Origin of the sequence: Halarcobacter ebronensis (assembly GCF_013201825.1) — a bacterium.
GTDB classification, from domain to species: Bacteria; Campylobacterota; Campylobacteria; order Campylobacterales; family Arcobacteraceae; genus Halarcobacter; species Halarcobacter ebronensis.
Window position 1 is genome coordinate 2,198,054 of the sequence record NZ_CP053836.1, and the last position, 26,761, is coordinate 2,224,814.

At 32.3% G+C, this 26,761-nt stretch carries 26 protein-coding genes, 1 tRNA gene and 2 rRNA genes; 22 read left to right on the forward strand and 7 right to left on the reverse strand.

The genetic code is table 11. The annotated features are described in order from the left end of the window. Window positions 1–2: 2 nt before the first annotated feature. Window positions 3–626 carry an HNH endonuclease gene (locus AEBR_RS10890; protein WP_129088279.1) on the forward strand — a complete coding sequence of 208 codons (624 nt, stop codon included), beginning with the start codon at window positions 3–5 and terminating at the stop codon, window positions 624–626. Here AEBR_RS10890 and AEBR_RS10895 read toward each other — a convergent pair. Further along, on the reverse strand, window positions 623–2,056 hold the full coding sequence (locus tag AEBR_RS10895; RefSeq protein WP_129088280.1) for a type II secretion system protein GspD: 1,434 nt from the start codon (window positions 2,054–2,056) through the stop codon (window positions 623–625). The genes AEBR_RS10890 and AEBR_RS10895 overlap by 4 nt on opposite strands. 46 nt (window positions 2,057–2,102) lie before the next feature. Then, window positions 2,103–2,678, reverse strand: coding sequence for a YigZ family protein (locus AEBR_RS10900; RefSeq protein ID WP_129088281.1), 576 nt, complete (start codon window positions 2,676–2,678; stop codon window positions 2,103–2,105). Between the two features lie 56 nt (window positions 2,679–2,734). Here AEBR_RS10900 and tlyA point away from each other — a divergent pair, with 56 nt between their 5' ends. From tlyA to AEBR_RS10935, 7 genes are all read left to right on the forward strand, one after another. Next, window positions 2,735–3,442 (forward strand): 23S rRNA (cytidine-2'-O)-methyltransferase TlyA, encoded by a 708-nt coding sequence (tlyA, locus tag AEBR_RS10905; protein ID WP_129088282.1) that lies wholly within the window; start codon window positions 2,735–2,737, stop codon window positions 3,440–3,442. Then, a complete protein-coding gene (locus AEBR_RS10910; RefSeq protein WP_129088283.1) occupies window positions 3,411–4,268 on the forward strand; it encodes a bifunctional riboflavin kinase/FAD synthetase in 858 nt (285 codons plus the stop codon). Before tlyA ends, AEBR_RS10910 begins: the two co-directional genes overlap by 32 nt. 32 nt (window positions 4,269–4,300) lie before the next feature. Next, on the forward strand, window positions 4,301–5,011 hold the full coding sequence (gene cmoA / locus AEBR_RS10915) for a carboxy-S-adenosyl-L-methionine synthase CmoA (protein ID WP_129088284.1): 711 nt from the start codon (window positions 4,301–4,303) through the stop codon (window positions 5,009–5,011). Window positions 5,012–5,127: 116 nt separating this feature from the next. After that, the gene (locus tag AEBR_RS10920; protein ID WP_129088285.1) at window positions 5,128–5,634 is read left to right on the forward strand and encodes a peroxiredoxin; all 507 of its coding nucleotides are present in this window, start codon (window positions 5,128–5,130) and stop codon (window positions 5,632–5,634) included. Then, window positions 5,634–6,713 carry a plasminogen-binding N-terminal domain-containing protein gene (locus AEBR_RS10925; protein WP_129088286.1) on the forward strand — a complete coding sequence of 360 codons (1,080 nt, stop codon included), beginning with the start codon at window positions 5,634–5,636 and terminating at the stop codon, window positions 6,711–6,713. The genes AEBR_RS10920 and AEBR_RS10925 overlap by 1 nt, the downstream gene beginning before the upstream one ends. Beyond that, window positions 6,710–8,098, forward strand: coding sequence for an FAD-binding oxidoreductase (locus AEBR_RS10930; protein WP_129088287.1), 1,389 nt, complete (start codon window positions 6,710–6,712; stop codon window positions 8,096–8,098). The genes AEBR_RS10925 and AEBR_RS10930 overlap by 4 nt, the downstream gene beginning before the upstream one ends. An 11-nt stretch (window positions 8,099–8,109) precedes the next feature. Continuing rightward, on the forward strand, window positions 8,110–8,904 hold the full coding sequence (locus AEBR_RS10935) for a YihY/virulence factor BrkB family protein (protein ID WP_129088288.1): 795 nt from the start codon (window positions 8,110–8,112) through the stop codon (window positions 8,902–8,904). 7 nt (window positions 8,905–8,911) lie between these two features. Here AEBR_RS10935 and AEBR_RS10940 read toward each other — a convergent pair whose 3' ends face one another. Then, complete coding sequence (locus AEBR_RS10940) at window positions 8,912–9,904, reverse strand: type IV pili methyl-accepting chemotaxis transducer N-terminal domain-containing protein (RefSeq protein WP_129088289.1); 993 nt, start codon at window positions 9,902–9,904, stop codon at window positions 8,912–8,914. A gap of 1 nt (window position 9,905) precedes the next feature. Continuing rightward, the gene (locus AEBR_RS10945) at window positions 9,906–10,568 is read right to left on the reverse strand and encodes a Crp/Fnr family transcriptional regulator (RefSeq protein ID WP_128983099.1); all 663 of its coding nucleotides are present in this window, start codon (window positions 10,566–10,568) and stop codon (window positions 9,906–9,908) included. A 94-nt stretch (window positions 10,569–10,662) separates the two neighbouring features. Here AEBR_RS10945 and AEBR_RS10950 point away from each other — a divergent pair, with 94 nt between their 5' ends. From AEBR_RS10950 to AEBR_RS11015, 14 genes are all read left to right on the forward strand, one after another. Continuing rightward, window positions 10,663–10,998, forward strand: a complete 336-nt coding sequence (locus AEBR_RS10950) for a nitrous oxide-stimulated promoter family protein (protein WP_129088290.1) — start codon at window positions 10,663–10,665, stop codon at window positions 10,996–10,998. A gap of 169 nt (window positions 10,999–11,167) precedes the next feature. Next, window positions 11,168–13,978, forward strand: a complete 2,811-nt coding sequence (gene napA / locus AEBR_RS10955) for a nitrate reductase catalytic subunit NapA (protein ID WP_129088291.1) — start codon at window positions 11,168–11,170, stop codon at window positions 13,976–13,978. A gap of 50 nt (window positions 13,979–14,028) precedes the next feature. Further along, complete coding sequence (napG, locus tag AEBR_RS10960; protein WP_129088303.1) at window positions 14,029–14,823, forward strand: ferredoxin-type protein NapG; 795 nt, start codon at window positions 14,029–14,031, stop codon at window positions 14,821–14,823. Continuing rightward, on the forward strand, window positions 14,816–15,631 hold the full coding sequence (napH, locus tag AEBR_RS10965) for a quinol dehydrogenase ferredoxin subunit NapH (protein ID WP_129088292.1): 816 nt from the start codon (window positions 14,816–14,818) through the stop codon (window positions 15,629–15,631). Before napG ends, napH begins: the two co-directional genes overlap by 8 nt. 1 nt (window position 15,632) lies before the next feature. Continuing rightward, window positions 15,633–16,268 (forward strand): nitrate reductase cytochrome c-type subunit, encoded by a 636-nt coding sequence (locus AEBR_RS10970; RefSeq protein WP_129088293.1) that lies wholly within the window; start codon window positions 15,633–15,635, stop codon window positions 16,266–16,268. 1 nt (window position 16,269) lies between these two features. Beyond that, the gene (locus AEBR_RS10975) at window positions 16,270–16,755 is read left to right on the forward strand and encodes a ferredoxin-type protein NapF (protein WP_129088294.1); all 486 of its coding nucleotides are present in this window, start codon (window positions 16,270–16,272) and stop codon (window positions 16,753–16,755) included. Between the two features lies 1 nt (window position 16,756). Then, window positions 16,757–17,032: a hypothetical protein gene (locus tag AEBR_RS10980; protein ID WP_129088295.1), complete on the forward strand. Its 276-nt coding sequence runs from the start codon at window positions 16,757–16,759 to the stop codon at window positions 17,030–17,032. A gap of 11 nt (window positions 17,033–17,043) precedes the next feature. Next, on the forward strand, window positions 17,044–17,988 hold the full coding sequence (locus AEBR_RS10985; protein ID WP_129088296.1) for a WD40 repeat domain-containing protein: 945 nt from the start codon (window positions 17,044–17,046) through the stop codon (window positions 17,986–17,988). 9 nt (window positions 17,989–17,997) lie between these two features. Beyond that, window positions 17,998–18,381 (forward strand): chaperone NapD, encoded by a 384-nt coding sequence (locus tag AEBR_RS10990; protein WP_129088297.1) that lies wholly within the window; start codon window positions 17,998–18,000, stop codon window positions 18,379–18,381. After that, window positions 18,382–18,825: a PAS domain-containing protein gene (locus AEBR_RS10995; RefSeq protein ID WP_129088298.1), complete on the forward strand. Its 444-nt coding sequence runs from the start codon at window positions 18,382–18,384 to the stop codon at window positions 18,823–18,825. 173 nt (window positions 18,826–18,998) lie between these two features. Beyond that, a complete protein-coding gene (locus AEBR_RS11000; protein WP_129088299.1) occupies window positions 18,999–19,544 on the forward strand; it encodes a cytochrome c3 family protein in 546 nt (181 codons plus the stop codon). Window positions 19,545–19,569: 25 nt separating this feature from the next. Beyond that, window positions 19,570–20,922, forward strand: a complete 1,353-nt coding sequence (locus tag AEBR_RS11005; RefSeq protein ID WP_129088300.1) for a multiheme c-type cytochrome — start codon at window positions 19,570–19,572, stop codon at window positions 20,920–20,922. A gap of 49 nt (window positions 20,923–20,971) precedes the next feature. Continuing rightward, window positions 20,972–21,841, forward strand: a complete 870-nt coding sequence (locus AEBR_RS11010) for a peptidylprolyl isomerase (protein WP_129088301.1) — start codon at window positions 20,972–20,974, stop codon at window positions 21,839–21,841. Between the two features lie 230 nt (window positions 21,842–22,071). After that, on the forward strand, window positions 22,072–22,938 hold the full coding sequence (locus AEBR_RS11015) for an MBL fold metallo-hydrolase (RefSeq protein WP_129088302.1): 867 nt from the start codon (window positions 22,072–22,074) through the stop codon (window positions 22,936–22,938). A gap of 340 nt (window positions 22,939–23,278) precedes the next feature. On the opposite strand, the gene AEBR_RS11020 is transcribed toward AEBR_RS11015, so the two are convergent. From AEBR_RS11020 to AEBR_RS11030, 3 genes are all read right to left on the reverse strand, one after another. After that, window positions 23,279–23,354: transfer RNA gene (locus AEBR_RS11020), tRNA-Thr, on the reverse strand. A gap of 98 nt (window positions 23,355–23,452) precedes the next feature. Next, a 5S ribosomal RNA gene (gene rrf / locus AEBR_RS11025) occupies window positions 23,453–23,568 on the reverse strand. Window positions 23,569–23,724: 156 nt separating this feature from the next. Then, window positions 23,725–26,609: ribosomal RNA gene (locus AEBR_RS11030) — 23S ribosomal RNA — on the reverse strand. Between the last annotated feature and the right edge of the window lie 152 nt (window positions 26,610–26,761).

The window sequence follows — 26,761 nt, forward strand, 5'->3', positions numbered from 1 at the left end:
TTATGGTATTAGATGTCGATTTTATAATAGCAAGTCTACTTGTAATATTGACTCTAATTCCACTTTATATCTATAGAAAAGAGATTTACAAAAAATTTTCTAGAAGTGGTAATACAGAAACTTTTATCAAAGATGTAAAAGTTTATCTTCAACAAAACTACCCAAAAATCCAATTTGATTTTTCTGTTTTAAATAAACATCAAAATGAAAAAGATGTTAAACTAAGAGAACTAATGATTGTTGAAGAACTAGCTAGACAGTTTGCATATTTTGAATATGAACTTCATACACAAAAAGATACATCAAAAGATATGCATTGGAGTGGTTATGAGCAAAACTCAATACTTCAAAAAGATAATAAACTTCCTCCTGATTGGGCACAAAGAAAAAGTGTAGCTTGGAAAAGAGATAATGGTAAATGCAATAGATGTGGAACTCAAATTTCACTTCCTGATGCAAATGCCCTTTTTGCAAAACAGATGAGAGATGGTGGAGGATTTAACCTTGAAAATATTGTTATTCTTTGTAATGATTGTAGTAAAATTATCAAATCATCAAATCTTGAAAAAACAATAAAAGATCTTCCTTTATTAGATAAGCTTATTAAAAAAGTTGATAACTTTTAAATTCCAAAATACTCTTTTACCTCTTTACTATATTTTTGTTTAGTTGAACTATCTTCTACTCTATTCTCTTTTTTTTGTTTATCTTTTAATCTCTTTAAGGACTCTTCTAAAAATTTATCTTCCAAACTTTTAAGTTTTGCCAACTCTTCTCTTACATAAGTTAAATCTTTATTTGAAGGGATTATATATGGAGTAATTATGATTATTAAATTTTTACTATTTAACGTTGTTGCTCTATTTTTAAAAAGCTCTCCAATCAAAGGTACTTCACCAAGTAAAGGAACTTTTTCAACGCTCTTTTCATTTCGTTTTTCAGTTAAACCACCAATTATAACACTCTCACCATTGTTTAAAATAGCTTCAGTTATTATCTGCTTTTTAGTAGTATCTGGATTTGCATTAATTGAGACTCTATTTTTTATACTCTCAACTAAAGTATCAATTTTAAGAACTACTTTTTTCTCTTTAAAGACTCTTGGTTTTACTTTTAAAGTAAGTCCAATATCCTCTCTTTCATAGGTTATTGTTTGATTTCCACCATCTGTAACTGTTGTTCCTGTTTGTAAAGAGATTGTCTCTCCCACATAGATTTGGCTCTCCTTATTGTTTATACATAATAAAGAGGGTTCAGAGATAATATCCAAAGCATAAGTTCTGTTTAAAAGGTTCAGTGTTGCTCCTAAAGCTATTGTTGAAGTTACATTTGGTATTTCTAATCCAATTGCTTGTGTATTTATAGCTATTGCATCTCCTGAATTTAGACTGTTTGAAAAAGTATATATTCCTCCTGAATAACTCTTTCCTCCCAAAATTCCATATTGTAAACCTATCTCTTCAACCATATTGTCATCAAGTTCAACAATCTTTGCCTTTACATAGATTTGTTCCCTTTGCTTATCCATCTTTTTAACTAACTCTTTTAACTCTTTAACCTCATCCTCTTTTCCACTTAAAATAACAACATTTAACTCCTCATCAATTGCAATTTTACAAGCCTCTTTATCCTCTTTTTTCAAAACTATATTTTCTAAAACTGTTTGCAGATTTTTTGCTTCCACATTTGAAAGAAAGATTAACTCCTTAACTCTGTTTGAATTTTTAGTTATTCTATTTTGAATTTTATCAATCTTTTTTACTCTAGTATTTTCATTTTTTACTACTTTTAAAATATCATTTTCCTTTATAAGTTCATATCCATTTGATTTTAAACTTATTTTCAAAATATCTAAAAGTTCACTCTTCTTTATTGGTTTATTAGATACAAAATTAACAGAAGCATCAATTTTTTGTGTTGTAAGTATATTTTTGCCAATTACTTTTGATGTAATTATAATAAGTTCATTTATTGTTAAACCTTTGATATTTACATCTATATAATCATTGCAAAAAGAGAAAGTGACAAAAAGAAGAAAAAAGAGTAAATGTTTCATTTTTAAACCTTTTTTAATAATGTAAAAAATTATATTATATAAAGGCTTATATTTTTATCTCTATATCTCTTGGAAGCTCATTTAATAAACTCTCTTTTTGTTCTTTTGTAGTTTGAAGTGTTAAAACAACACTATTTTGAAAATCTTTATTTGAAACAATAATATTTAAGCCATTTATCAAATACTCAACCTTTGATAGTTGAGAGTATGCAAAAGTTAAAATTAGTCTCTCTAGTTTTTCATATTTAATTAAATTTGCGCTTGAAATTACTTTATTAACCGCATCACTATAGGCTCTTACTAATCCACCTGTTCCTAGTTTAACTCCACCAAAATATCGCACAGTTATTACTGCACTATTTATTATCTCATGGCCAGCTAATACATTTAAGCAAGGTTTTCCACTAGTACCCTTTGGCTCTCCATCATCACTTGAGTTTTCAACCACTTGATCAAACTCATTTAGATATCTATAGGCATATACAAAATGCCTAGCTTTAGGATGCTCTTGCCTTAACCTTTGCATTAGTTCGTTAAACTTCTCATAAGGGGTTAAATAGGCTATAAATTTTGATTTTTTCTCTTCGAAAGTTTGGGTATATTCATCTTTTACAAAATACATTTTTAAATTTTACTCAAATAATCTGATTTAGAGCTTTTTTTTACTATAATTCCACCATGAGATTAGACCTTTATCTTACAAACCATTTTGATATTCAAAGCAGAAATAAAGCGCATGAATTTATAAAAGCAAATAAAGTCAAAGTTGATGGAAAAGTTATTACTAAACCCTCTTTTGATATAGATGAAACTTCAAAAATTGAGCTTCTTGAAGAGGAGTTTTATGTAAGCCGTGCAGCTTACAAATTAAAATATTTTTTAGAAGAGATAAAAATAGAACTACAAAACTGTGAGGCTTTAGATATTGGTAGTAGCACCGGAGGTTTTACCCAAATACTTTTAGAAAATAGTGTTAAAAGTGTAACTTGTGTAGACGTTGGTTCAAACCAATTACATGAAAGAATTAAAGATGATAAAAGAATAACTTTTTTTGAGAATCAAGATATTAGAACTTTTAAAACAGATAAAAGTTTTGAAGTGGTAACTTGTGATGTCTCTTTTATCTCAATTTTAAATATTTTAAAAGATATTAATAACTTGGCAAAAGATAAAATTATTATTTTGTTTAAACCCCAATTTGAAGTGGGTACAAATGTTAAAAGAGACAAAAAAGGTGTTGTAAAAGATAAAGAGGCTATATTTAAAGCCAAAGAAAGATTTATTGGGGAAACAAAACTCTTAGGATGGAGTTTAATTAGTAGTTTGCCAAGTAAACTAGAAGGAAAAGATGGGAATGAAGAAGAGCTCTTCTATTTTAATAAATAAAAAAAATATTACTGCAATTGCATTGGGTGGTTTTGATGGAATGCATATTGCCCATCAAGAGTTATTTAAAAATCTTGGAACTAACGGGGGAATTGTATCAATTGAGTCAGATTATGCAAATTTGACGCCAAGAACATATAGACAAGAGTACTCTAAATATCCAATATACTACTATATTTTACAAAATATCAAACACCTTGATGGTAAAGAGTTTATTGCTCTTTTAAAAGAGGAGTATCCAAATCTTAAAAAGATAGTTGTTGGTTTTGATTTCTGTTTTGGTAAAAATAGAAAAAACTGCATAAATGAATTAAAAGAGTTATTTGACGGAGAAGTTGTAGTTATTGATGAAGTAAAAATTGACGGTATTGCTGTACATTCAAGGGTTATTAGAGACTATATAAATGATGGCAATATAAAAATGGCTAACAAACTTTTAGGGAAAGAGTATAAAATATTTGGAACTCAAATAAAAGGTCAAGGCTTAGGTTCTAAAAACTTTGTTCCAACTATAAATCTAAATGTAGAGAATTTTATACTCCCAACAGAGGGTGTTTATATTACAAAAACAATAATCAACGAAGAGGAGCTACCTTCTGTTACCTTTTTAGGACATAGGGTAAGTACAGATGGGAGTTTTGCTGTTGAAACTCATATTTTAGATAAAAATATAACAAATAGATTTTCACTTGTACAAATAAAATTTTTGGATAAACTAAGAGGAAACAGAAAATTTGATTCTTTTGAAGAGTTAAAAAAACAGATTGAAATGGATATAAAAGAGGCTAAAGAGTTTTTTCAATCAAAGAGTTCAATTGATAACTAATTATTAAACTTCATTTAGTTAAAATATCCCCTATGACAGATAAAGTATTTGAAAAAGCAATTAACAAACAGTTTGAATTTGATGAAGAGGTTGCATCAGTATTTGATGATATGCTAAATCGTTCAGTCCCTTTCTATAAGGAGATGCAAAGGCTTACAATAAACTTTGGATTAAAGTTCTTAAATGAAAATGACAAAGTTTACGATTTGGGATGTTCTACAGCTTCTACATTAATAGAACTTGCAAAACATTCATCTTTCCCTCTTCAATTAATTGGGATTGATAACTCTGAAGCAATGTTAGCAAGAGCTCAAAAAAAGGCAAATGCTTTTGGAGTAGCCATAGAACTTATTAATGAAGATTTACATAATATCTCTTACGAGGAAGCAAAACTTATTATTTCAAACTATACTTTACAGTTTATAAGACCTCTTCAAAGAGAAAAATTAGTAAAAAAAATCTATAATAGCCTACAAAAAGATGGAGTCTTCATCTTTAGTGAAAAAGTAATCTCACAAGATAAGATACTTGGGAAACAGTCAATTGACGAGTATTATGAGTTTAAAAAAACTCAAGGATATAGTGAGTTTGAAATAGCACAGAAAAGAGAAGCTTTAGAGAATGTTCTAATTCCTTATACAGAAGAAGAGAATAAAAAGATGATTTTAGAAGCAGGATTTTCCCACTGCGAAACTATATTCAAGTGGGTAAACTTTGCTACATTTATAGCAATTAAAAAATAAAGCCTTTTCTGAGGCTCTTTAGGTTTTGCTTCTTTTATTAGGAATTTATTCCTAAACTAAAAAGAAGAAAAAATTAAAAGGTCCCTTTTTATAGGGACTAATAAAAAGGAAATTATATGTTGGAAGTTGGACAAACAGCACCAAGCTTTTGCGCACTAAACCAAGATGACATAGAGATTTGCTCTAGGGATCTGCTTGGGAAATGGATTGTATTATATTTTTATCCAAAAGATTTAACTCCTGGTTGCACAAATGAAGCTTGTGACTTTACAACTGCTGAACCAGAGTTTGATGGTTTAGATGCAATTATTTTAGGAGTAAGTCCCGATGATACAGCAAAACACAGAAAATTTATAGAGAAATATAATCTTAGCATAACACTTCTTTCTGATACAAGCAGAAAGATGTGTGAAGATTATGGTGTTTGGCAACTTAAAAAATTTATGGGCAGAGAATCAATGGGTGTTGTAAGAACAACCTTTATTATAAATCCTGACGGCAAAATAGCTGCAATTTGGAATAAAGTAAATGTTAGAAAAACAAAAAGTGTAAAAGGTGAAAAAATTGAAGTTTTACACACAAATGAAGTTAAAGAAAAATTATCACAACTACAAGGAAAATAATGAAACTACTATTTAAAAGCACATTAGTACTATTTACGACGGCATTGCTTTCACAAGCATTTGCAAAGACAACTATTTGTTATAAAAAAGATTGGAATTCTCCTGCAACAATTGAAGTTGAAAAACTTGAAGGTGGAGAGTGTAAAGGTGAATTATCATATAGAGATATGCTTAAAAATGGATGGTTTCTAAAAGATATTAAAATAGAAAAAGGTAAAGATGGATTAAACTATATCTATACTCTAACAGATAAAAGAGTTGTAGAAATTGATAATGCTACTATACTAAAAAATGAATACAAAAAGTTAGATTATAGACCTTTTGCAATCAAAATTTTAAATGTTACAGATGAAACTGCAACAATTAATGTTGGTAATTTAAGAGTTGGTCAAAGTGGTATTGTTCAACACTACTATGAAGATAACAAAACACTTATTGTTTCAAATGCTTATGTAACTTCAAGTAATGAAACTGCTTCAACATTAAAGTTTTTCCCATTTACAGATTTAAAACAAAATGCAATTCCTACCTCAAACAGAAAACCAGTAACTGGTGATGTAATCATAATGAACTATATGTACGACTCTTCATTGATTATTGCTCCTTCACAAGATGCCTTTAGTGCAACAAGAGAGAAATATAAAGATAACAACTTCTTACACTCAGACCTTTTTGCAGCTAAACTAAAATCTGAAGGTATTCCAACTCCTCCTAAAGAGGTTATTCAAGAGTACGCAATCTCTCAAAACTTGGGAACAATTTTCTTTATTATAGATAGTACAATATATGTAGTAGACTCAAAAACTTTTGCAATTTTAGATAAAGATACCATCTCTTATAACTATATTGAAAACAAAAGAATGCCATTTTATACAAGAGTTGAGAAAATTGAAAAAAATATCTTCACATCTATGCTTGATTATAAAAGCTGGTTTGGTTTCCTAAATAAAATTTTTGGTGATGATACTAGAAGTGAAGATGAAAGATTACTTGAAAATGAGATTGCAGCTGGGGAACTTACTGTAAAAGGTGAAGTTTACAACAATTACTATGAAACAATGTTAGGTATAAAAAAATGATTGATGAAGCACATTTAGGTTACTTTATCTCTGTAGTTGGAGAAGATAATGTAAAGAGTGATAAAGCACATAAAATTGCTTATTGCTATGATGCTACAAAAGAGAGATTTGAACCAGATGCAGTTGTTTTTCCAAGGGATGAACAAGATGTATCAAAGATTGTAAAATATTGTAATGAACATAAAATCATTATAGTACCAAGGGGAGCTGGTAGCGGTTTTACTGGCGGAGCTCTTCCTGCAAATGGAGGGATTATTCTTTCCCTTGAAAGACATATGAATAAACTCTTAGAGATTGATATGCAAAACCTTGTGGGTGTAGTTCAACCAGGGCTTATTAATATGCAATTTCAAAAAGCTGTTGAAGAGGTGGGACTATTTTATCCTCCAGATCCAGCTAGTGAAGAGTACTCTACTTTGGGAGGGAATGTCTCTGAAAATGCAGGTGGAATGAGAGCTGCAAAATATGGAATTACAAAAGATTATGTAATGGCATTAAGAGCGGTTTTACCAAATGGTGAAATTATAACTTGTGGTAAAAAAACTATAAAAGATGTGGCAGGATACAATACTGCTGGTATTTTAATTGCAAGTGAAGGAACACTAGCTATTATTACTGAAATTACACTAAAACTAATCCCAAAACCAAAATTCAAACAAACTTATATGGGAGTTTTCCCTGGTGTAAATAAAGCTATGAATGCTGTTTTTAAATCTCTTGCAAGTGGTGCAAATCCTGTTGCAATGGAGTTTTTGGATACTCTTGTAATAAAAGCATTAAAACAAAAATTTCCACAAGTTGAACTACCTGAAAATGCAGGAGGAATCTTAGTTGGTGATGTGGATGGTTCTTCTCAAGCGGAGATTGATTCACAAATAGAGACTTTAAAAGAGGCTTTTGCAAACTATGGTTCTATTGATTTTATAGTTGCAAAAGATGAAAACCATGCAAAATCTCTCTGGTTTGCTAGAAAAAATGCAAGTCCAGCAACAGCAATTTATGGTACAAAAAAGCTAAATGAAGATATCTCTGTTCCAAGATCAAAACTTCCAGAAGCTTTAGATGAAATATACAAAATTGGTGAAAAATATGGTTTTAACGTTCCTTGTTTTGGACATGCTGGAGATGGGAACATACATGTAAATGTAATGGTTAAAGACAAAGAAAATCCTAAAGAGATGGAAGATGGACACAAAGCAATTGAAGAGATTTTCAAACTTGTGGTCTCAATGGGTGGAACACTTTCAGGAGAACATGGCATTGGACTTTCAAAAGCTCCATTTATGAATATTGCCTTTAGTGAAGCAGAACTTGAACTATTTAGAAGTATCAAAAAAGCTTTTGATCCAAACAATATTTTAAACCCATTTAAGATGGGGTTGTAAAAGAATCTTAAATGAGAGATTCAGATTTTGTAAAAAATCCACTTAGGAGTCTTTTAAAACTATTAGACTCCTTTTTTAATGACGACACAACATATTATGCCGCTAGTCTTAGTTTCTTTACAATCTTCTCAATACTTCCAATTTTTGCACTTTTAATCTATATTATCTCAAGTTTAGAGATTGTTCAAGGTTATTTAGATATTTTTGTTAACTACACTTTTGATATTTTAAATCCAACACACTCAAAGGAGTTTGTTCAAGCTTTTAAAAACTATATCTCAAACTCAAACAAACTTGGAATAATAGGTATTTTATATATGCTTTTTGTTTTTATTATGTTTTTCAAAGATTATGAGTATATTGTTAATAAAATCCATAAAGCAAAAAGAAAACCACTTTTTCAGTCATTTTTCTTTTATCTTGTTTTCTTAGTTACACTTCCACTTATGTTAGCAGCTCTAAATATTGCTTTATCATTTTATGATAACTCATTTTTCAACTGGTTTGTAACTTTTATCTTTGCTTGGATGATATTTTTTGGGCTTTTTAAATTAAGTGTAAATAGACCAATTACAATAAAAGCAGCTGCAATTTCATCACTGTTTACTCTAATTGTATTATCAATTACAAAAAACCTTTTTGTATATTATGTTGTTTACAACAAAACATACACAACTATTTACGGCTCTTTGGCTATTTTACTCTTCTCATTTTTCTGGATTTATATCTCTTGGATAATCTATTTATATGGTATAAAAATGTGCCATAAATTGAATATAAAAGAGGAGTTAGAGGCTAAAAAATAAAATTTATTTAGACCTCTTGTTTTTCACAACTTTTAAGTAATAAATCAAGCTGTTTTTTTAAATCATTTAATTTGTTTGTAGTTCTTAATAGATTTTCAGAAGATTCTATTGCTATATCTTCACTCCTGTCAATTCCCTTTATTATGTCATTTTTATCACCCAATTCGACTATTATATCTTCAAACTCATCGGCTAAATCTTGCAATTTCTCTGATGCCATTCTTGATTGTTCTAATGCCGTTTGAGAGTAACCCATTGCAGAGTTCACTTTATTTATAAAGCAGTTTAAATTATCTGCCATTTCAACAAACTCTTTTTCTGTCTCAACATGAATTGGCTCAAGTTCTGTAATATCGTGTGAACCTATCTCTTTATATTTATCAATAAACTCTTTAGCATTTGCCTCAATTTGTTTTAACTGAATTAATGAATATAAAGCAAAAATAAACATAAATGAAAAGGCCAAATATTGAAAGTTTTTAATAAAAGCTGTTTTTTGCTCAATATAATCTGTATAAAGTGTTACAATTTCATCAACCTCTTCAAGAAGTTTATTATTTGTCTGATACACATAACTTATAATTGAGTTTAATTCTTCAATATCATTTTTCAATAATGCATGTTTAAACTGATTAACATTTTTTTCAAAAGTATTCCAAAGAACAGTAACCTTTGAAATTTGCTCTGCAATTTTTTCAGTTGGAGCTTCTGAAATCTTTAATAAACTATTTCCATTTCTTAAAGTGTTAAGTCCAAATTTAAACTCATCAATTGCATTATCAATTTCAGTAAAATTGTTAGATCTTACTTGATATAAATAGAATACATTTTTTGTAATTCTTTGGGTAAGCATTCTTTGTTTACCTGCAATATTTACAATAGTTGCATCTTTTATATTTTTTTGGTTTAAATATATGGTAATAACAATAACACAAAAAATTGAGCTTAACAGTAACGCTCCAAGTATTTTAATCTTTTGTCCAACACCTATTCTCTTCATCTTATATTCCTAAATAGATACTTTTTAATTCATCAGGCTTTAATATCTCAACATTTCCCTTATCTATAGTTATTGTCTCATTTCTAACTAATCTTTTTAATACTCTTGATAAGGTTTCTGGTTGAATGTGAAGTAATAACGCCACTTCATTTCTTTTTAATTGATTAAACATAATTAAATCATTGGTTAACATAAATGCAACTTTTGAGGTAGCATCAAATACTAACTCTCTATTAACAATACACTGTAGTTGTTGATTTTTATGAATAAGTTCATTAATAAATTTAGAGACCATCTCATTTTGCATCAAAAACTCTTGTTTAAACCTTTTAAAATCTATAGAGAGAAGTAGACTATCTCTTAAAAACTCACTATTCGAAAAACAATTAATTTGGTTGTCATTAAGATTTGATAGTTCTGAAATCATTGAGTTTGGATAGACATAATATAAAAAGATTTCATTATCATATTTATCAATTTTATAAACTTTTAAAAGACCATCAATTAAAAATAATAATCTATCAGTAGTTTCAGTTTCATAATAAAGAATAGTATCTGAATTATATGAAGATATATCAGACATTGAGACAATTAGCTCTAACTCTTCATCGGACAAATGTGAAAAAAGACTAATAGATTTTATTGCTTCTTTTGTATTAACCATCCTGTATTATATATAAAAAATCTAAAATAATTATTGATTCTAATCAAATAAAAAAAATCTCAATCTGTTATAATTGAAAAAACTAAAGATAAACATGGAAATAGAAAAATTTAAAAATGAACTTAAAACTCTAAAAAATTTTATGGAGTTATATTGTAAACATAAACACAAAAATCAATTGGTTTTTAATAAAAATATCTCCTATAAACAAGAGAGTCTTCCAATTGATTTAAACCTTTGCGAAGAGTGTCATACTTTAATAAACTATAGTATAGAAAGACTACAAAACTGTCCCCACGAAATTAAACCAAAATGTAGAAAATGTCCAAATCCATGTTATGAAAAAAAAGAGTGGAAAAGCCTTGCAAAAGTAATGAGATATAGTGGAATGAAACTCGGATTTATCAAAATTAAGAGATTTTTTAGTTAAACATTAAATTATTTTAAATATTATTTTTTTTCAATAAACCTTCATAAAACACCACATTAAAGGCGTTTATAAATCTTTACTTAATTATTTGACCTAAGTCAAAGCATAATGTATATTTAAGTGTTAAACTTAGTTTGTTGGAAAGCAAAATTTTAGAAGGAGAAGAAAGATGTCACTTTCAAGAAGAGATTTTCTAAAAAGTTCTGCAGCAGCTTCAGCAGCAGCTGCAGTTGGTATGAGCGTACCAAGTAATCTTAGTGCAGCTGCATCAAATGCCGAGGCTGGCTGGAGATGGGACAAAGCAGCATGTAGATTCTGTGGTACAGGATGTGGAATTATGATGGCAACAAAAAATGGAAAAATTGTTGCAGTTAAAGGTGACCCAGCAGCACCTGTTAACAGAGGATTAAACTGTATTAAAGGGTACTTTAATGCAAAAATCATGTATGGGGCAGATAGATTAAAAACTCCACTTTTAAGAGTAAATGAAAAAGGTGAGTTTGATAAAAATGGGAAATTTGCTCCTGTATCTTGGCAAAGAGCTTTTGATGAGATGGAAGTACATATCAAAAAAGCACTGAAAGCAAGTGGACCTGAAGGTGTTGGTGTATTTGCATCAGGACAATATACGGTTATGGAAGGTTATGCAGCGCAAAAAATGATGAAGGGTGGATTTAGATCAAATGCTATCGACCCAAATGCAAGACACTGTATGGCTTCAGCTGTTGTTGGTTTTTATCAAACCTTTGGTATTGATGAGCCAAGTGGTTGTTATGATGACATTGAACTTACTGATACTGTTGTATCTTGGGGTTCAAATATGGCAGAAATGCACCCTATTTTATGGTCAAGAGTAACAGATAGAAAACTATCTGATCCAAATAATGTAAAAGTTGTAAATATCTCAACTTACAGACATAGAACTTCAGACTTAGCAGATATGGAAATCATCTTTACTCCAAATACAGACCTTGCTTTATGGAACTATATAGCTCACGAGATTGTATATAACTATCCAGAAGCAATTGATTGGGATTTTGTTAAAAAACATATTGTTTTTGCAGCTAGTCCGGTTAATATGGGTTATGGGATGAGAAGAGCTGATGAAAAATCTATTAAAGAGGGGAAATACTCTCCTAAAGAGATGGAAATTATCTCTAAAGAGATGAAAAAAGTTGTTTCTGAAACAGAAGCTCCTGCACTTGCTCCTTATGGATATAAAGCTGGTGATGTAATGGAAAACAAAGACCAAGGTCTTAAACACTGGGAGATCTCTTTTGAAGAGTATAAAAAATTTCTTGCACCATATACAGTAGATTATGTTGCCGAAATTGCAAAAGGAAATCCTGATGAAGATATTGAAGAGTTTAAGAAAAAACTTAAAACTTTAGCTTCATTATATATTCAAAAAAACAGAAAAGTTGTATCTTTTTGGACAATGGGTATGAACCAACACACAAGAGGTACTTGGGTAAATACTTTAGCATATAATGTACACTTCTTATTAAATAAACAAGCAAAACCAGGTTCTGGTGCATTTTCACTAACTGGGCAACCAAGTGCATGTGGTACTGCAAGAGAAGTTGGAACATTTTGTCACAGATTACCTGCTGATATGATGGTTGCAAATGGTGACCATAGAAAAATAGTAGAGAATAGATGGAAAATTCCAGAAGGTACACTAAATCCTGTCGGAAATCAACATATAATGAAAATCCACAGAGATATTGAAGATGGTGTTATTAAATTTGCTTGGGTAAATGTATGTAATCCTTATCAAGATACAGCAAGTGCTAGTCACTGGATTAAAGCAGCAAGACAAATGGATAACTTTATTGTTTGTTCTGATGGTTATCCAGGTATCTCTGCAAAAGTTTCTGACCTTATTTTACCTAGTGCTATGATTTATGAAAAATGGGGTGCATATGGAAATGCAGAGAGAAGAACACAACACTGGAGACAACAAGTAATTCCAGTAGGCGATTCAATGAGTGATACTTGGCAATGGGTTGAGTTATCAAAAAGATTTACTGTTAAAGATTTATGGGGTGAATACACTCTAAGAAATGGTAAAAAACTTCCAGATGTGACTTCTAAAGCAAAAGAGTTAGGATATGATGAAAATACAACAATGTTTGATATTTTATTTGCTAACAATGAAGCAAAAAGTTACAAACTAGATTTAGAAGACCCTATCCAAAAAGGTTATGACAACACTGAAGGATTTGGTGATGCTAGAAATGTAGTTGGAAGTGATGGAGAGGTTTGGAAAGGGTATGGTTTCTTTATCCAAAAATATCTATTTGAAGAGTATGCTTGGTTTGGAAGAGGACACGCTCACGATTTAGCTGACTTTGATACTTACCATAGAGTTAGAGGACTTAAATGGCCAGTTGTTGATGGAAAAGAGACTCAATGGAGATTTAATGCAAAATATGACCCATATGCAAAAAAATATGGTCAAGAGACTGGTGATACAGATTTTGCATTTTATGGAAAAATTGCAAAAGCTCTTCCACAAGGAGACCTTTTAGGAATTAAAGACAAAACTAAAAAAGCATTGAAAAACAAAGCAAAAATCTTTGCAAGACCATATATGGATCCACCTGAAAAACCAGATGAAGAGTATCCTTTATGGTTAAGTACGGGTAGGGTTTTAGAACATTGGCATAGTGGAACTATGACAATGAGAGTTCCTGAACTTTACAGAGCAGTTCCAGAGGCTTTATGTTATATGCACCCTGAAGATGCTAAGAAAAATGACCTAATTCAAGGTGACCTTTGTTGGGTTGAATCTAGACGTGGAAAAGTTAAAGCTAGAGTTGAAACAAGAGGAAGAAATAGACCTTCTAGAGGATTGGTATTTGTACCATGGTTTGATGAAAAAGTTTTCATTAATAAAGTTTGTTTGGATGCGACTTGTCCACAATCAAAACAGACAGACTTTAAAAAATGTGCGGTAAAAATATATAAAGCATAAAAGAAAGGAGTGCTGTCTTGAGCAGTCATGATCCTTTGAAAGAAAACGAAATGAAAAGTGAAGAGATAAGTGACAGAAGAAGATTCTTTCTAACAATGGCAAGAGCAGCAGGACTTGCTGCCCTTGGAGGACTTGTATGGAGTGCTTATGTTGATGAAGTTACAGCCTCACAACTAACTCTTAGACCTCCTGGAGCTTTAGATGAAAAGGATTTTCTAAAAACTTGTATCAAATGTGGAATGTGCGTTGAAGCATGTCCATATGACACACTAAAATTAGCAAAACCAGGTGATAATAAACCTCTTGGAACACCATTTTTTGAACCAAGAGAAGTCCCTTGTTATATGTGTGTTGATATTCCATGTGTTCCTGTTTGCCCTACTGATGCTTTGAGTTTAGACAAAGTAAGTACAAACGGACAACTAAATATCAACCAAGCTAAAATGGGTGTAGCTGTAGTTGATACAAAAAACTGCATTGCCTATTGGGGAATTCAGTGTGATGCTTGTTATAGAGCCTGTCCCTTATTAGATGTTGCTATTAAGTTAGAGTATGCACAAAACGAAAGAACAGGAAAACACGCCTACTTAAAACCTATAGTAGATAGTGATTTTTGTACAGGATGTGGTCTTTGTGAAAGAGCATGTGTGACTGAAAAAGCCTCTATTTTTGTTCTACCAAGAGAAGTTGCTCTTGGAAAGGCTGGAGATTATTACATCAAAGGTTGGGATAAAAACGATGAGAAAAGATTGGAACATGCAACTAGCAAAACTACAAAAACTGAGATTAGCAAACATAAAGCTATAGACTCATTAAATGATATGAAAGGACTATTAGATGATTAAAAATAGATTTTTAATCCTTAGAAGATTAGTTCAAATATCGCTTATGGTTTTATACTTTGGTGCAAATGCTTGGGGATGGAATATATTAATTGGAAATCTAAGTTCATCAAAAATTTTAGGACTTATTCCAATGAGTGATCCTTATGCAGTATTGCAAATGTTTGTTTCAGGAGCTATTATTGCTTCAGATATCTTTGTTGGTGCATTAATTGCCGTATTGTTCTACTCAATAATAGGTGGTAGAGCATTTTGTTCTTGGGTTTGTCCTGTCAATATGATAACTGATTTAGCAAACTATATAAGAAGAAAATTTGGATTAAATAGAATCCAAAAAAAACAACCAGCAACTAGAAGTATGAGATATTGGATAATTGCTATAAGCTTAGTTATCTCAGCTATCTTTGGTGTAGCAGCATTTGAGTTTATATCTCCAATATCAATGCTTCACAGAGGTATTATCTTTGGTTTAGGTTTTGGTTGGGCAGCAATTTTAATAATCTTCTTATTTGATCTTTTTGTTTTGAAAAATGGCTGGTGCGGACATATATGTCCTTTAGGAGGGTTTTACTCTCTAATAGGCAGATTTAGCCTTATTAGAGTAAGACACCAAGAAGAGAAGTGCACACTTTGTATGAAGTGTAAAGAGGTTTGTCCAGAGAGTCAAGTTCTGTTTATGGTTGGAAAATCATCAGGACAAGTTCTATCTGGAGAGTGTACAAACTGTGCAAGATGTGTTGAAGTTTGTGATGACGATGCATTAAACTTCTCTATTAGAGATTTATTAAACAGTAAAAATAAGGAGAGTTGATATGAAACTTGTTACTAAACTTGGCTTTGGTTTAGCAGTAACTTCATTTATTGTATTTATAGGTTGTAGTCAAGCTCAACCAACATATTCAGAAGAGTCATTAGGTTTAAGAAAAGTTGATTTATACAGCGAAAGCAGTGTAATTCCAGATAAAACAGAGTATAACGAAACAGCTCCTAGTACAGGAGGAAAAACTCTTGATAGAGCGTTCCAAGATGCTCCACCAATGATTCCTCACAGTGTAGATGGAATGTTACCTATTACAGTAGATAATAATCAATGTGTAGGATGTCACGCACCAGAAGTTGCTCCTTCATTGGGTGCTTTGCCTTATCCACAATCACATATGATTAATTTTAGACCTGATACATCTTTGGCTGCTGATGGGAAAATTACAAAAAATGGTAAAGAGATTGATAACACTTCTAGTGAAAAACTTGCAGATGTTTCAATTAAAAAACTAGCTAGCCTAAGTGGTGCTAGATTTAACTGTTCACAATGTCATGCTCCTCAAAGTAAAGGACAATTGGTTGAAAATACTTTCCAACCAGATTATACAACTGAAGATGGGGCTAAAAAATCAGATTGGAGTGGTTCTAAACTAACTGAAGGTTTAGATACTCTATTGGATAAATAAAATGGATAGAAGAGAGCTTTTTAGCTCTCTTGCTAGCTCTAAAGAGCAAAAACAAGAGAGTTTGATTAGACCACCATACTATAAAGAAATAGATTCTTTTCTCAAAGGGTGTAACACTTGTAATAAAGAGTGTGCCACCTCTTGCGAAGAGAATATTATTATAATAAAAGAGGATGGTACACCAACTATCGATTTTTCAAAAGGTGGATGTACTTACTGTGATGATTGTGCAAAGAGTTGTCCAAATGAAGTATTAAGCGTTGAATATAAAAGAGTTATTGATGTTAAAGTTGAAATAGATATACTAAAGTGTATGAGTTGGCATAATACAATGTGTTTTTCTTGCAAAGACCCTTGTTTGGATGATGCCATAAAATTTTTAGGAATGTTTAGACCGTCAATTGATGAAAAACTTTGTACAAATTGTGGTTTTTGTCTAAATATTTGCCCAAGTGATGCAATAAAAATAATCAATAAAAGGAGCTAAAATGCCAATCAAATTTACTTCACATGTAGAACAAGATGAAAAAGAGAATTGGTATATTCAATTAACTGATCCAATAGGACACAAAAGTGCAACTTGTAAAAGTTTGGATGAGTACAAAATTAAACTTGAAGAGTTTTCAAGTGATTATGGATTTGATATTGAAGTTGTTTGGAGTAAATCAAAAGATTTATCTTTGAAAAATATTGAAGATTTGAATGAAAAAATGGCTCTTTTACAAGAAGAGTATGAGACAGAAATTGCAGAACTCAACAGATAAAAGGAGCTCTTATGTTTAAACTTTTAATCTTAATAGTCCTAGGTTTAAATCTTTTTGCCCTTGAAAGTTTAATGCCAACTAAAAATTTTCAAACAACAGGAGATGTGCAAGATATAAAGTATAAAAACAATAGACTCTATGCTGCAACAAGCAATGGTACAGTTGAAATTTTTGATACTACTACAAATGAAAAAATTCAAACAATAAAAATCCCAGATATAAAAGATTTTATGGGAGATTCAATTGCTTCTAAAATATACTCTATTGACTTGATTGATAATAAAATTTTAATAGTTGCACAAGGAATAAAAGGTTATAGAGATATTTTTGTTTATGATAATGGCGCTTTAAAAAAAATTATTGATATAGAAAAAAAATATTATGTACAAAAAGCCTATTTTGTATCAGAAAATGAGATTGTCTTTGCCCTTTTAAGCAATCAAGTAGGTCTATACAATTTTAAAGAAGAGAAATTAAAATATTTAATACAAATAAGTGCCTCTTCGTTTTCAGATTTTGTAATTGATGAAAACAAAAAAGAGTTAGTTAGTACAGATGAAAGTGGAATAGTTAGAATACTACAAATACAAAGTGGAAGAGTTACAAAAGAGTTAGAAGCTCTAAATTTGGACAGAGTCTATCAACTTGATTATAAAAATGGCATTATCTTAACAGCAGGACAAGATAGAAAAGCTGTTGTTTATGACAATCTTTTAGTCTACTCTTTGGATTTTGATTTTCTACTATATAGTTGTGGTCTAAGTCCAAATGCTTCTTTGGGAGCAATCGCTTTTAATGAGGAGAATGAAGTTTTAATATTTAATACCAAAACAAAAAATTATCTATATAAACTTAGTGGTCAAGAGGCAACTGTTACAAAAATTCTTTTTATAGATAGTAATGAGATTTTTGTAAGTAGCGATAGTCAAAAAATAAATTACTTTAAAATTAAATAGGAGTTTAAGATGAATATTTCAAGTATTGTAGTACAAACTGTACCAAAATATTTAGAACAAGTTTTAGAAGATCTAAAAAATTGTGAAGCTTGTGATTATCATTTACATGATGACAAAGGAAGAATTATTGTAACAATTGAAGGAAATGGCGTAAAAGAAGAGCTTGAAAAATTAAGAGTAATTGAAGCAATTCCCCATGTAATTTCAGCTGATATGCAAATGGCATATAGTGAAGATGAGTTGGATGAACATATCGAAATACTTGAAAATTCAGATATGGTTCCTAAAATGTTAAATGATGACAATATCGATCCAGATAAAATTATCTACAGAGGTGATCTTAAAAGAAAAGATTTGGAAGGTTTTGCACAAGAGTTTGATAAGGTTGACTAAATGGAATTTAATGAAAGCGAATTTCTAATAGAGACTATAGTTCCTGAAAATGAGCTAATTATTTCAAGAACAGATTTAAGAGGTTTTATTACCTATGCCAACGAAACTTTTGCACAAATAAGTGGTTACTTAATTGATGAATTAGTAGGTAATCCACACAATCTAGTAAGACATCCAGATATGCCAAAAAGAGTCTTTAAACAGATGTGGGAAACACTACTAAAAGGTCAAAAATGGGAAGGAGTAGTGAAAAATCTTAGAAAAGACAGAGGTTACTACTGGGTACATGCAACAATTAGCGGAGTCTATAAAGATGGAAAACTAATTGAATATAAATCAATAAGAACACCTATTGATTATCAAACTAAATTGAAACATCAAAAACTATATGATGAATACAGAAATCTTGACAATGAAAATATTAGAAGGGTAATCTACACTTAGAGTACCCTCTTCCAATTTCTCTAATAAAAATCAAACATATACTAAACTTTTCCTAAATTAAAACTATTACTTTTTTTATTTCAATTTACCCCTTTTTCTTGACCTAGGTCAACTTAAATGAATATTCATTTAAGTTATAATTATTTTGGTGAATCTAACGGTAAAGGAGTACAATGGAAGAGATCAAAAAATCTAAATCCAAAGTCATTGTTCCGTTATCACTTGTTATAGTCGGGCTCATCCTTGGTCTGATTATTTCGTTTGGTAGCTCTATTGGGGTTAAACACACTAGCGACAAAAACTACTGTTCAAGTTGTCATACTATGCAACCAGTGACTAATTCATATAAAATGGATGTTCATGGTGGTGCGGGAAAACATGGAATAGAAGTCAAATGTGTCTATTGTCACTTACCTCAAGATTCAATGGCTAATTATTTAACTACAAAAGTTAAAACAGGTTTGCATGATTTATATGCAGAATATTTTAAAGATACTTCCAAAATAGATTGGCAAGCAATGAGAGAGCACAGAGAATCATTTACTTATGATAGTGCCTGTCTTAATTGTCATACCAATTTAAAAGACTCAACTGAGTCAAATCTAAAAGCATTAATTGCTCATAGAAAGTATTTTTCTAAAACTACAGATAAAACATGTGTAGGTTGTCACCAAAATGTAGGACATAAAGATTTAGGTTTATACCTGCCTAAAAATTAAGTCCAAATTTTTTAAAGGAGAAGTTATGTTAAAAAAGTTGTTGTTATCAATGTTTGCTTCAAGTGTTATGCTGTTTGCTGCTAATGTTGGTGACCTAAGTTCAGTTAAAACTCTGAAAATAGACAGAGATATGACTAAAATGGGAAAAAGCTGTGTAGAGTGCCATGCTAAGGAGACTCCTGGTATGGTTAATGATTGGAAAGAGAGTAGACATGGTCATGTAGGAATCTCTTGTATTGATTGCCACCAAGTAAAAAAAGATTCGCCAATGGCAACTCAAGCATGTCCAGGTGTTAAAGGAACTGATGTTTATATTTCACTATTAGTTACTCCTAAAACATGTGAAAGATGCCACCCTAGTGAAGTAAAAGAGTTCCAAGAAAGTGGACATGGAAGAGCTGGTCTTCAAGTTCATGCAAAAGATGGAATGCAAAAACTTATGAACCATTTTGAAGGTGCAGATAATCCACATACAAAAGGTTCTGCTGAAGCTACAGGATGTATGCAATGTCATGGTAAAGTTGTTGAGTTAGGTAAAGATAATAGACCAACAGCAGAGACTTGGCCACAAGCTGGTATAGGTACAATCTATCCTGATGGAAGTGTTGGGAACTGTGCTTCATGTCATACAAGACACAAATTTTCAATTGCAGAAGCTAGAAAACCTGCTGCTTGTTCTTCTTGTCACTTAGGACCTGATCATCCAGATAAAGAGATTTATGATAACTCTAAACATGGTCATATCTTTAATGCAGAAGGAAATGAGTGGAAATATGATAGTGCTCCTGATGCTTGGGAACCAGGTGATTATAGAGCACCAACTTGTGCTACTTGCCATATGAGTGGTATTGGAGATTTAAAAACTACTCACAATGTTAGTAGAAGATTAAAATGGAATCTATGGGCACCAAAATCTAACTTAAGAGATGGTGGTTTGGATAATGCTGTTAAAGTATGGAAAGAAGAAGGAAAATTCTCTAAAGGTAACCCTGTAGCTGGTCACCCAGATGGTTCAGTTGCAGCAAGAGCTGAAATGGAAAAAGTATGTTCTTCTTGTCACAGTACTTTACATACTAAAAACTTCTTTGAAATGGCAGATAAACATGTAATTCTATATAATGAATCATATTTTGAACCTGCTAAAAAAATGTATGATGAGTTAAAAGCAAAAGGGTTAATTGCTCAAGATCCATGGACAGATGAATTCCATAAAGTGTACTATCACTTATGGCATCACCAAGGTAGAAGAATGAGACAAGGGGCATTAATGAATGGACCAGATTATGCTCACTGGCATGGTGTATTTGAACTTCAACAAGATATTAGAGAGTTGAAAAAAATATACGAACACAGAATGAAAACTGGAAAAATTGACTAATATATAAGGGAGGAAACTCCCTTATATAAATTCTTAACTAGGAATAATTATGAAATATCTAATTGGCTTACTACTTCTAATATTTACAACAAATATATACGCAAAGGAGTTATTAGCGGTAGTTAATGGAAATGAAATAACAACAGATGTTGCACATACAGATTTCTTTAATATGGATGTGGAACAAAAAAAGATTGCAATAAAAAGATTAGTTGAAAAAGAGTTAGCTATTGAATATGGTTTAAATAGCGATATGGTAAAAAGTAAAAAATTTATAGATACTTTTAATCATATTATTAAAGTAGAAAATGGTAAAGACTTAGCCTCTACATTAAAAGACAAAGAGAATAAATATACTAATGAACAATTAAGAAGTAAAAAAGGACTTCTTGCATTTGATATGATATTAGATGAAAAAGCACAAGAGTTAAAACCAGATACAAATACTCTAAAAAAATATTATGAAATTAATAAAAATAGATACGACACTAAAAAAATGTATGAATTACTTCATATAATAGTTAATACAAAAGAAGAAGCTTTAGAAATTGAAAAAGCTTTAAACAATAGCACTGCTGTAATAAAAACATTTCAAGAAATAGCTTCAAAAAAATCATTAGCTCCTACAAAAGATAAAAATGGTTATTTAGGGCAATTCGATTATGAAGCAATGCCAAAAGAACTTCAAGAAGCAGTTAAGAATTTAACAAGAAATCAATATAGTAAACCTTTTAAAACAGATTTTGGTTATGAACTTGTTTATGTAATGGGATACCAAGATGAAGTAAAAAGAGGCTATAAAGAGAGCCAAATCAATGTAAAAGATGATTATACAAGAGAAAGTGTAATTAATTGGGCATTTGAACAAATTAATAAACTAAAAGAAAAAGCTGAAATAAAAATAATTTTTAAGGGGTAAAACTATCCTAAAAAAATTACTCCTAACTAAAATGGGGTTGAAGAATAATTTTAACCCAATTTTAGGGACTGTTAGAAATTCCGTGTAATCTGATAAAATACGAATATCAAGGAATAATAAAAAAAGTACATGACTTCTTTTATCTCATTTCATGTTAAATAACATAAAAATAACTTACAGATTAATATTTATTTTGATATAGTATGTATATTTAATATTAAAGGAATTATATGAAAAAATATATTAAAACAGTAACTATTTCGACGCTTAGTCTTTTATCTTATGTGACTCAACCACTAATGGCAGCAGAACCACCTCCACAAATTATGAAACTACTGAATGACAATACACCACTAAAACCAACAAAAGTATTTGACAATGTTTATTCAATAGGGACAGTTAGTGTTAGTGCTTGGGCTATAAAAACTAGTGAAGGAATTATTCTTATTGATGCTATGTGGGATGATGATTCTGCAAAATTGATAATAAAAGATATGAAAGAACTTGGACTTGACCCAACACAATTAAAATACATATTAATCTCACATGGACATGGAGATCATTATGGTGGAGCAAATTATTTAAGAAATAAATACCATGCAAAAGTGGCAATGAGTAAAGTGGATTTTGATTTTATGCACTCATTAAATAAAGGACCTAATGGCCCTCGTTCACCTAAAACACCTGCTGATATATTTGTAAAAGATGGTGATGTTATAACATTAGGGAATGAATCAGTAAAAATATTATTAACGCCAGGACATACACCAGGGGGAATTTCATTTATCTTCCCAGTTACAAATGATGGGCAAAAACATACTGCAATTTTATGGGGTGGAACAGGTATTCCTCATGATATGAAAAGTAAATTAGCTTATCAAAAATCTGTTGCTCATTTTGAAGAAGAAGCTAGAAAAGCAAATGCAGATATAGAGTTAACAGCACATTTATTTATTGGTGATAACTTTGCAAAACTAGATAAAGTAAGAGATAGAAAAGAAGGAGAAAACAACCCTTTTATTCTTGGTCAAGATGGTATGAACAAGTACTTTAAAGAACTTCACAAATCTATAGATGATGCTATAAAAGAAAAATAGGAAAAGATATCAATTCGGTTATAATATTTGTAGTTTTGCAAGGGCAATTCATAAACACTTAAATAACAAATTTAAAAAAATATACTAAAAAATATCTATAAGAAATGAATTCTGCAAGATTAAATTCTTGTAGAATTCATTTCCCTGTTACTCTTTTGTAAAACTCTCTATCATACTGAACATTATTTTTATAAAAGTATAATTATAAAAAGGACTATAATTATAAAAGCAGTTTGGATATTTCTTTTCAAGCTATACTCATTTCATTCACATATAGCTTTTCATTAATAAGGATATCACAACAAATAAAAGCAAAGCAATTTGCTTTTATTTGTTGTTCTGGTGCCCACAACGGGATTTGAACCTGTAACCTCTCCCTTACCATGGGATTGCTCTACCGTTGGAGCTATGCGGGCATAAAGAAAGCAAAAAAAAAGCCTTATCACTAGTAACTTAAAGAAGTTAATAAAGATAAGGCTTAAATAATTTATTTTAGTATAAATAAATACTCAAGAGCTGGCAGTGGCTTACGTTTCCACCCCCGTAGGGGGCAGTATTATCAGCGCAGAGGTGCTTGACTTCCAGGTTCGGAATGGAGCTGGGTATTTCCACCTCGCTATAACCACCAGCAATATGAGTAAAGAAAGTATTTTAAAAAATATATCTCTTTACTCACATTATATAATGAGTTTAAATGTTAAATGTCTTTATTGTTTTCTTTTATTCATATCATTTAGATATACACGCTTACGAGTTAAACTCAATAAGATAGTAAACCAAGAAATTAAAAATAAGCCAAACGATCTATTAGTACTAGTCAGCTAAATGACTTTCATCACTTACACATCTAGCCTATCAACCAGCTAGTCTTGCTGGGATCTTCAGGGAAAGTTCATCTTAGAGTTGGCTTCGAGCTTAGATGCTTTCAGCTCTTATCACATCCGTACGTAGCTACCCAACGATGCTCTTGGCAGAACAATTGGTACACTAGTGGTACGTTCATCCCGGTCCTCTCGTACTAGGGACAAATCTCTTCAACTTTCCTACGCCCACGGAAGATAGGGACCGAACTGTCTCACGACGTTCTGAACCCAGCTCGCGTACCGCTTTAAATGGCGAACAGCCATACCCTTGGGACCTGCTCCAGCCCCAGGATGCGATGAGCCGACATCGAGGTGCCAAACCTCCCCGTCGATGTGAGCTCTTGGGGGAGATCAGCCTGTTATCCCCGGCGTACCTTTTATCCTTTGAGCGATGGCCCTTCCACACAGAACCACCGGATCACTATGACCGACTTTCGTCTCTGTTCGAGTTGTCTCTCTCACAGTCAAGCTAGTTTATGCCATTATACTCAACTGGCGATTTCCATCCGCCATGAACTAACCTTTGTAAGCCTCCGTTACTTTTTAGGAGGCGACCGCCCCAGTCAAACTACCCACCAGACATTGTCCTGAATAGGGATAACCTATCGCAGTTAGTAACTCAAATATTCAAGGGTGGTATCTCAAGGATGGCTCCACGTATACTGGCGTCTACGTTTCAAAGCCTCCCACCTATCCTGCACATGAATATCCAAGCTACAGTGTCAAGCTGTAGTAAAGGTGCACGGGGTCTTTCCGTCTTTCCGCGGGTAGGAGGAATTTTCACCTCCACTACAATTTCACTGGATCCCTGGTTGAGACAGCTCCCATCTCGTTACGCCATTCATGCAGGTCGGTATTTAACCGACAAGGAATTTCGCTACCTTAGGACCGTTATAGTTACGGCCGCCGTTTACTCGGGCTTCGATCAAATGCTTCGCAGAGCTAACATCATCAATTAACCTTCGAGCACCGGGCAGGCGTCACACCTTATACATCCACTTACGTGTTAGCAAAGTGCTGTGTTTTTGGTAAACAGTCGGGAGGGACTCTTTGTTGCAACCTCTTTAGCTTTTTGGAGCAAGTCCATATACCAAAGTAGGCACACCTTATACCGAAGATACGGTGCTAGTTTGCAGAGTTCCTTAACCAGGGTTCTTCCACGCGCCTTAGAATACTCATCCCACCCACCTGTGTCGGTTTACGGTACGGGCAATATATAATATACTTAGTGGCTTTTCTTGGCACGACAGTATCATCGATTCTCTATCTCCTCCGAAGAGTGTCAAGAGCCTGTAAGATCTCGGTCTAACGTAATCCGGATTTGCCTAAATTACAACCTACATCCTTCGAGCCACACTTCCATCCGTGACCTCGATTAACTCTATGCGTCCCCACATCGCGCTTATATATTGGTATTGGAATATTAACCAATTTGCCATCGTCTACCCCTTTCGGACTCGACTTAGGACCCGACTAACCCTACGATGACGAGCATCGCGTAGGAAACCTTGGGTTTTCGGCGAAGAGGATTCTCACCTCTTTTCTCGCTACTCATGCCTGCATGCTCACTTCTATCCGCTCCAACGCTCCTTACCGGTACATCTTCAACGCTGAATAGAACGCTCTCCTACCACTCATAATAAATTATGAATCTAAAGCTTCGGTGTACATCTTAGCCCCGTTATATTTTCCGCGCAGAATCACTAGACCAGTGAGCTGTTACGCTTTCTTTAAAGGGTGGCTGCTTCTAAGCCAACCTCCTGGTTGTCACAGTAACTCCACATCGTTTTCCACTTAGATGTAACTTTGGGACCTTAGCTGTTAGTCTGGGTTGTTCCCCTCTCGACGATTGATTTTATCACCCACCGCCTGACTCCCTAGATTACACGTATAGTATTCGAAGTTTGATAGGGTTTGGTACCGCGGTAAGCAGCCCTAGCCCATTCAGTGCTCTACCCCTATACGCTACTACTAGAGGCTATACCTAAATATATTTCGGAGAGAACCAGCTATCACGAAGTTTGATTGGCCTTTCACCCCTATCCACAAGTCATCCGGAGACTTTTCAACGTCCGTCGGTTCGGTCCTCCACTAGCTCTTACACCAGCTTCAACCTGCTCATGGATAGATCACTTCGTTTCGGGTCTGCAGCATCTGACTAATTCGCCCTATTAAGACTCGCTTTCGCTACGGCTTCACACTTGGCTTAACCTTGCCAGATACCACAACTCGCAGGCTCATTATGCAAAAGGCAGTCCATCACCCTGATAAATCATAGGGCTCTGAATGATTGTAAGCTAATGGTTTCAGGTTCTATTTCACTCCCCTCACTGGGGTACTTTTCACCTTTCCCTCACGGTACTTGTTCACTATCGATCTGTAAGTAGTATTTAGGGTTGGAAGGTGGTCCTCCCATATTCAGACAAAATATCACGTGTTCCGCCCTACTCGTTCCTTAGTCTAGTACCACATTAAAAATTTCGCATACGAGACTTTCACTCTCTATGGTTTACCTTTCCAGGTAATTCTACTATTTAAAATGCTATCACTAAGCGCCCTAATCCCATTTCGCTCGCCGCTACTTTGGGAATCTCAATTGATTTCTTTTCCTCTGGCTACTGAGATGTTTCACTTCACCAGGTTCGCTTCCTTTAAAAAGGATAGTATGCATAACATACTGGGTTGTCCCATTCGGAAATCACTGGATCAAAGCCTCTTGACGGCTCCCCAATGCTTATCGCAGTCTAGTACGTCCTTCATCGCCTCTTACAGTCAAGGCATCCACCATTAGCCCTTTATAGCTTATTGAGAATAAAATAACTTTCGTTATCTTACCTTTTTTGAATAATTATTCCTTGGCTACTATCTTATTGAATTTAACAATTCAACAAAACAGTTGTGTCTATCTATTTATTTTCTTAAAAAAACTATTGTTCTTTCAAGTCAACTTTTTTTTAGAT

Bases quoted from the DNA above. Each gene is read 5' to 3' on its own strand.
- AEBR_RS10890 (WP_129088279.1), top strand. From the start codon at position 3: ATGGTATTAGATGTCGATTTTATAATAGCAAGTCTACTTGTAATATTG.
- AEBR_RS10895 (WP_129088280.1), bottom strand. From the start codon at position 2,056: ATGAAACATTTACTCTTTTTTCTTCTTTTTGTCACTTTCTCTTTTTGC.
- AEBR_RS10900 (WP_129088281.1), bottom strand. From the start codon at position 2,678: ATGTATTTTGTAAAAGATGAATATACCCAAACTTTCGAAGAGAAAAAA.
- tlyA (WP_129088282.1), top strand. From the start codon at position 2,735: ATGAGATTAGACCTTTATCTTACAAACCATTTTGATATTCAAAGCAGA.
- AEBR_RS10910 (WP_129088283.1), top strand. From the start codon at position 3,411: ATGAAGAAGAGCTCTTCTATTTTAATAAATAAAAAAAATATTACTGCA.
- cmoA (WP_129088284.1), top strand. From the start codon at position 4,301: ATGACAGATAAAGTATTTGAAAAAGCAATTAACAAACAGTTTGAATTT.
- AEBR_RS10920 (WP_129088285.1), top strand. From the start codon at position 5,128: ATGTTGGAAGTTGGACAAACAGCACCAAGCTTTTGCGCACTAAACCAA.
- AEBR_RS10925 (WP_129088286.1), top strand. From the start codon at position 5,634: ATGAAACTACTATTTAAAAGCACATTAGTACTATTTACGACGGCATTG.
- AEBR_RS10930 (WP_129088287.1), top strand. From the start codon at position 6,710: ATGATTGATGAAGCACATTTAGGTTACTTTATCTCTGTAGTTGGAGAA.
- AEBR_RS10935 (WP_129088288.1), top strand. From the start codon at position 8,110: ATGAGAGATTCAGATTTTGTAAAAAATCCACTTAGGAGTCTTTTAAAA.
- AEBR_RS10940 (WP_129088289.1), bottom strand. From the start codon at position 9,904: ATGAAGAGAATAGGTGTTGGACAAAAGATTAAAATACTTGGAGCGTTA.
- AEBR_RS10945 (WP_128983099.1), bottom strand. From the start codon at position 10,568: ATGGTTAATACAAAAGAAGCAATAAAATCTATTAGTCTTTTTTCACAT.
- AEBR_RS10950 (WP_129088290.1), top strand. From the start codon at position 10,663: ATGGAAATAGAAAAATTTAAAAATGAACTTAAAACTCTAAAAAATTTT.
- napA (WP_129088291.1), top strand. From the start codon at position 11,168: ATGTCACTTTCAAGAAGAGATTTTCTAAAAAGTTCTGCAGCAGCTTCA.
- napG (WP_129088303.1), top strand. From the start codon at position 14,029: ATGAAAAGTGAAGAGATAAGTGACAGAAGAAGATTCTTTCTAACAATG.
- napH (WP_129088292.1), top strand. From the start codon at position 14,816: ATGATTAAAAATAGATTTTTAATCCTTAGAAGATTAGTTCAAATATCG.
- AEBR_RS10970 (WP_129088293.1), top strand. From the start codon at position 15,633: ATGAAACTTGTTACTAAACTTGGCTTTGGTTTAGCAGTAACTTCATTT.
- AEBR_RS10975 (WP_129088294.1), top strand. From the start codon at position 16,270: ATGGATAGAAGAGAGCTTTTTAGCTCTCTTGCTAGCTCTAAAGAGCAA.
- AEBR_RS10980 (WP_129088295.1), top strand. From the start codon at position 16,757: ATGCCAATCAAATTTACTTCACATGTAGAACAAGATGAAAAAGAGAAT.
- AEBR_RS10985 (WP_129088296.1), top strand. From the start codon at position 17,044: ATGTTTAAACTTTTAATCTTAATAGTCCTAGGTTTAAATCTTTTTGCC.
- AEBR_RS10990 (WP_129088297.1), top strand. From the start codon at position 17,998: ATGAATATTTCAAGTATTGTAGTACAAACTGTACCAAAATATTTAGAA.
- AEBR_RS10995 (WP_129088298.1), top strand. From the start codon at position 18,382: ATGGAATTTAATGAAAGCGAATTTCTAATAGAGACTATAGTTCCTGAA.
- AEBR_RS11000 (WP_129088299.1), top strand. From the start codon at position 18,999: ATGGAAGAGATCAAAAAATCTAAATCCAAAGTCATTGTTCCGTTATCA.
- AEBR_RS11005 (WP_129088300.1), top strand. From the start codon at position 19,570: ATGTTAAAAAAGTTGTTGTTATCAATGTTTGCTTCAAGTGTTATGCTG.
- AEBR_RS11010 (WP_129088301.1), top strand. From the start codon at position 20,972: ATGAAATATCTAATTGGCTTACTACTTCTAATATTTACAACAAATATA.
- AEBR_RS11015 (WP_129088302.1), top strand. From the start codon at position 22,072: ATGAAAAAATATATTAAAACAGTAACTATTTCGACGCTTAGTCTTTTA.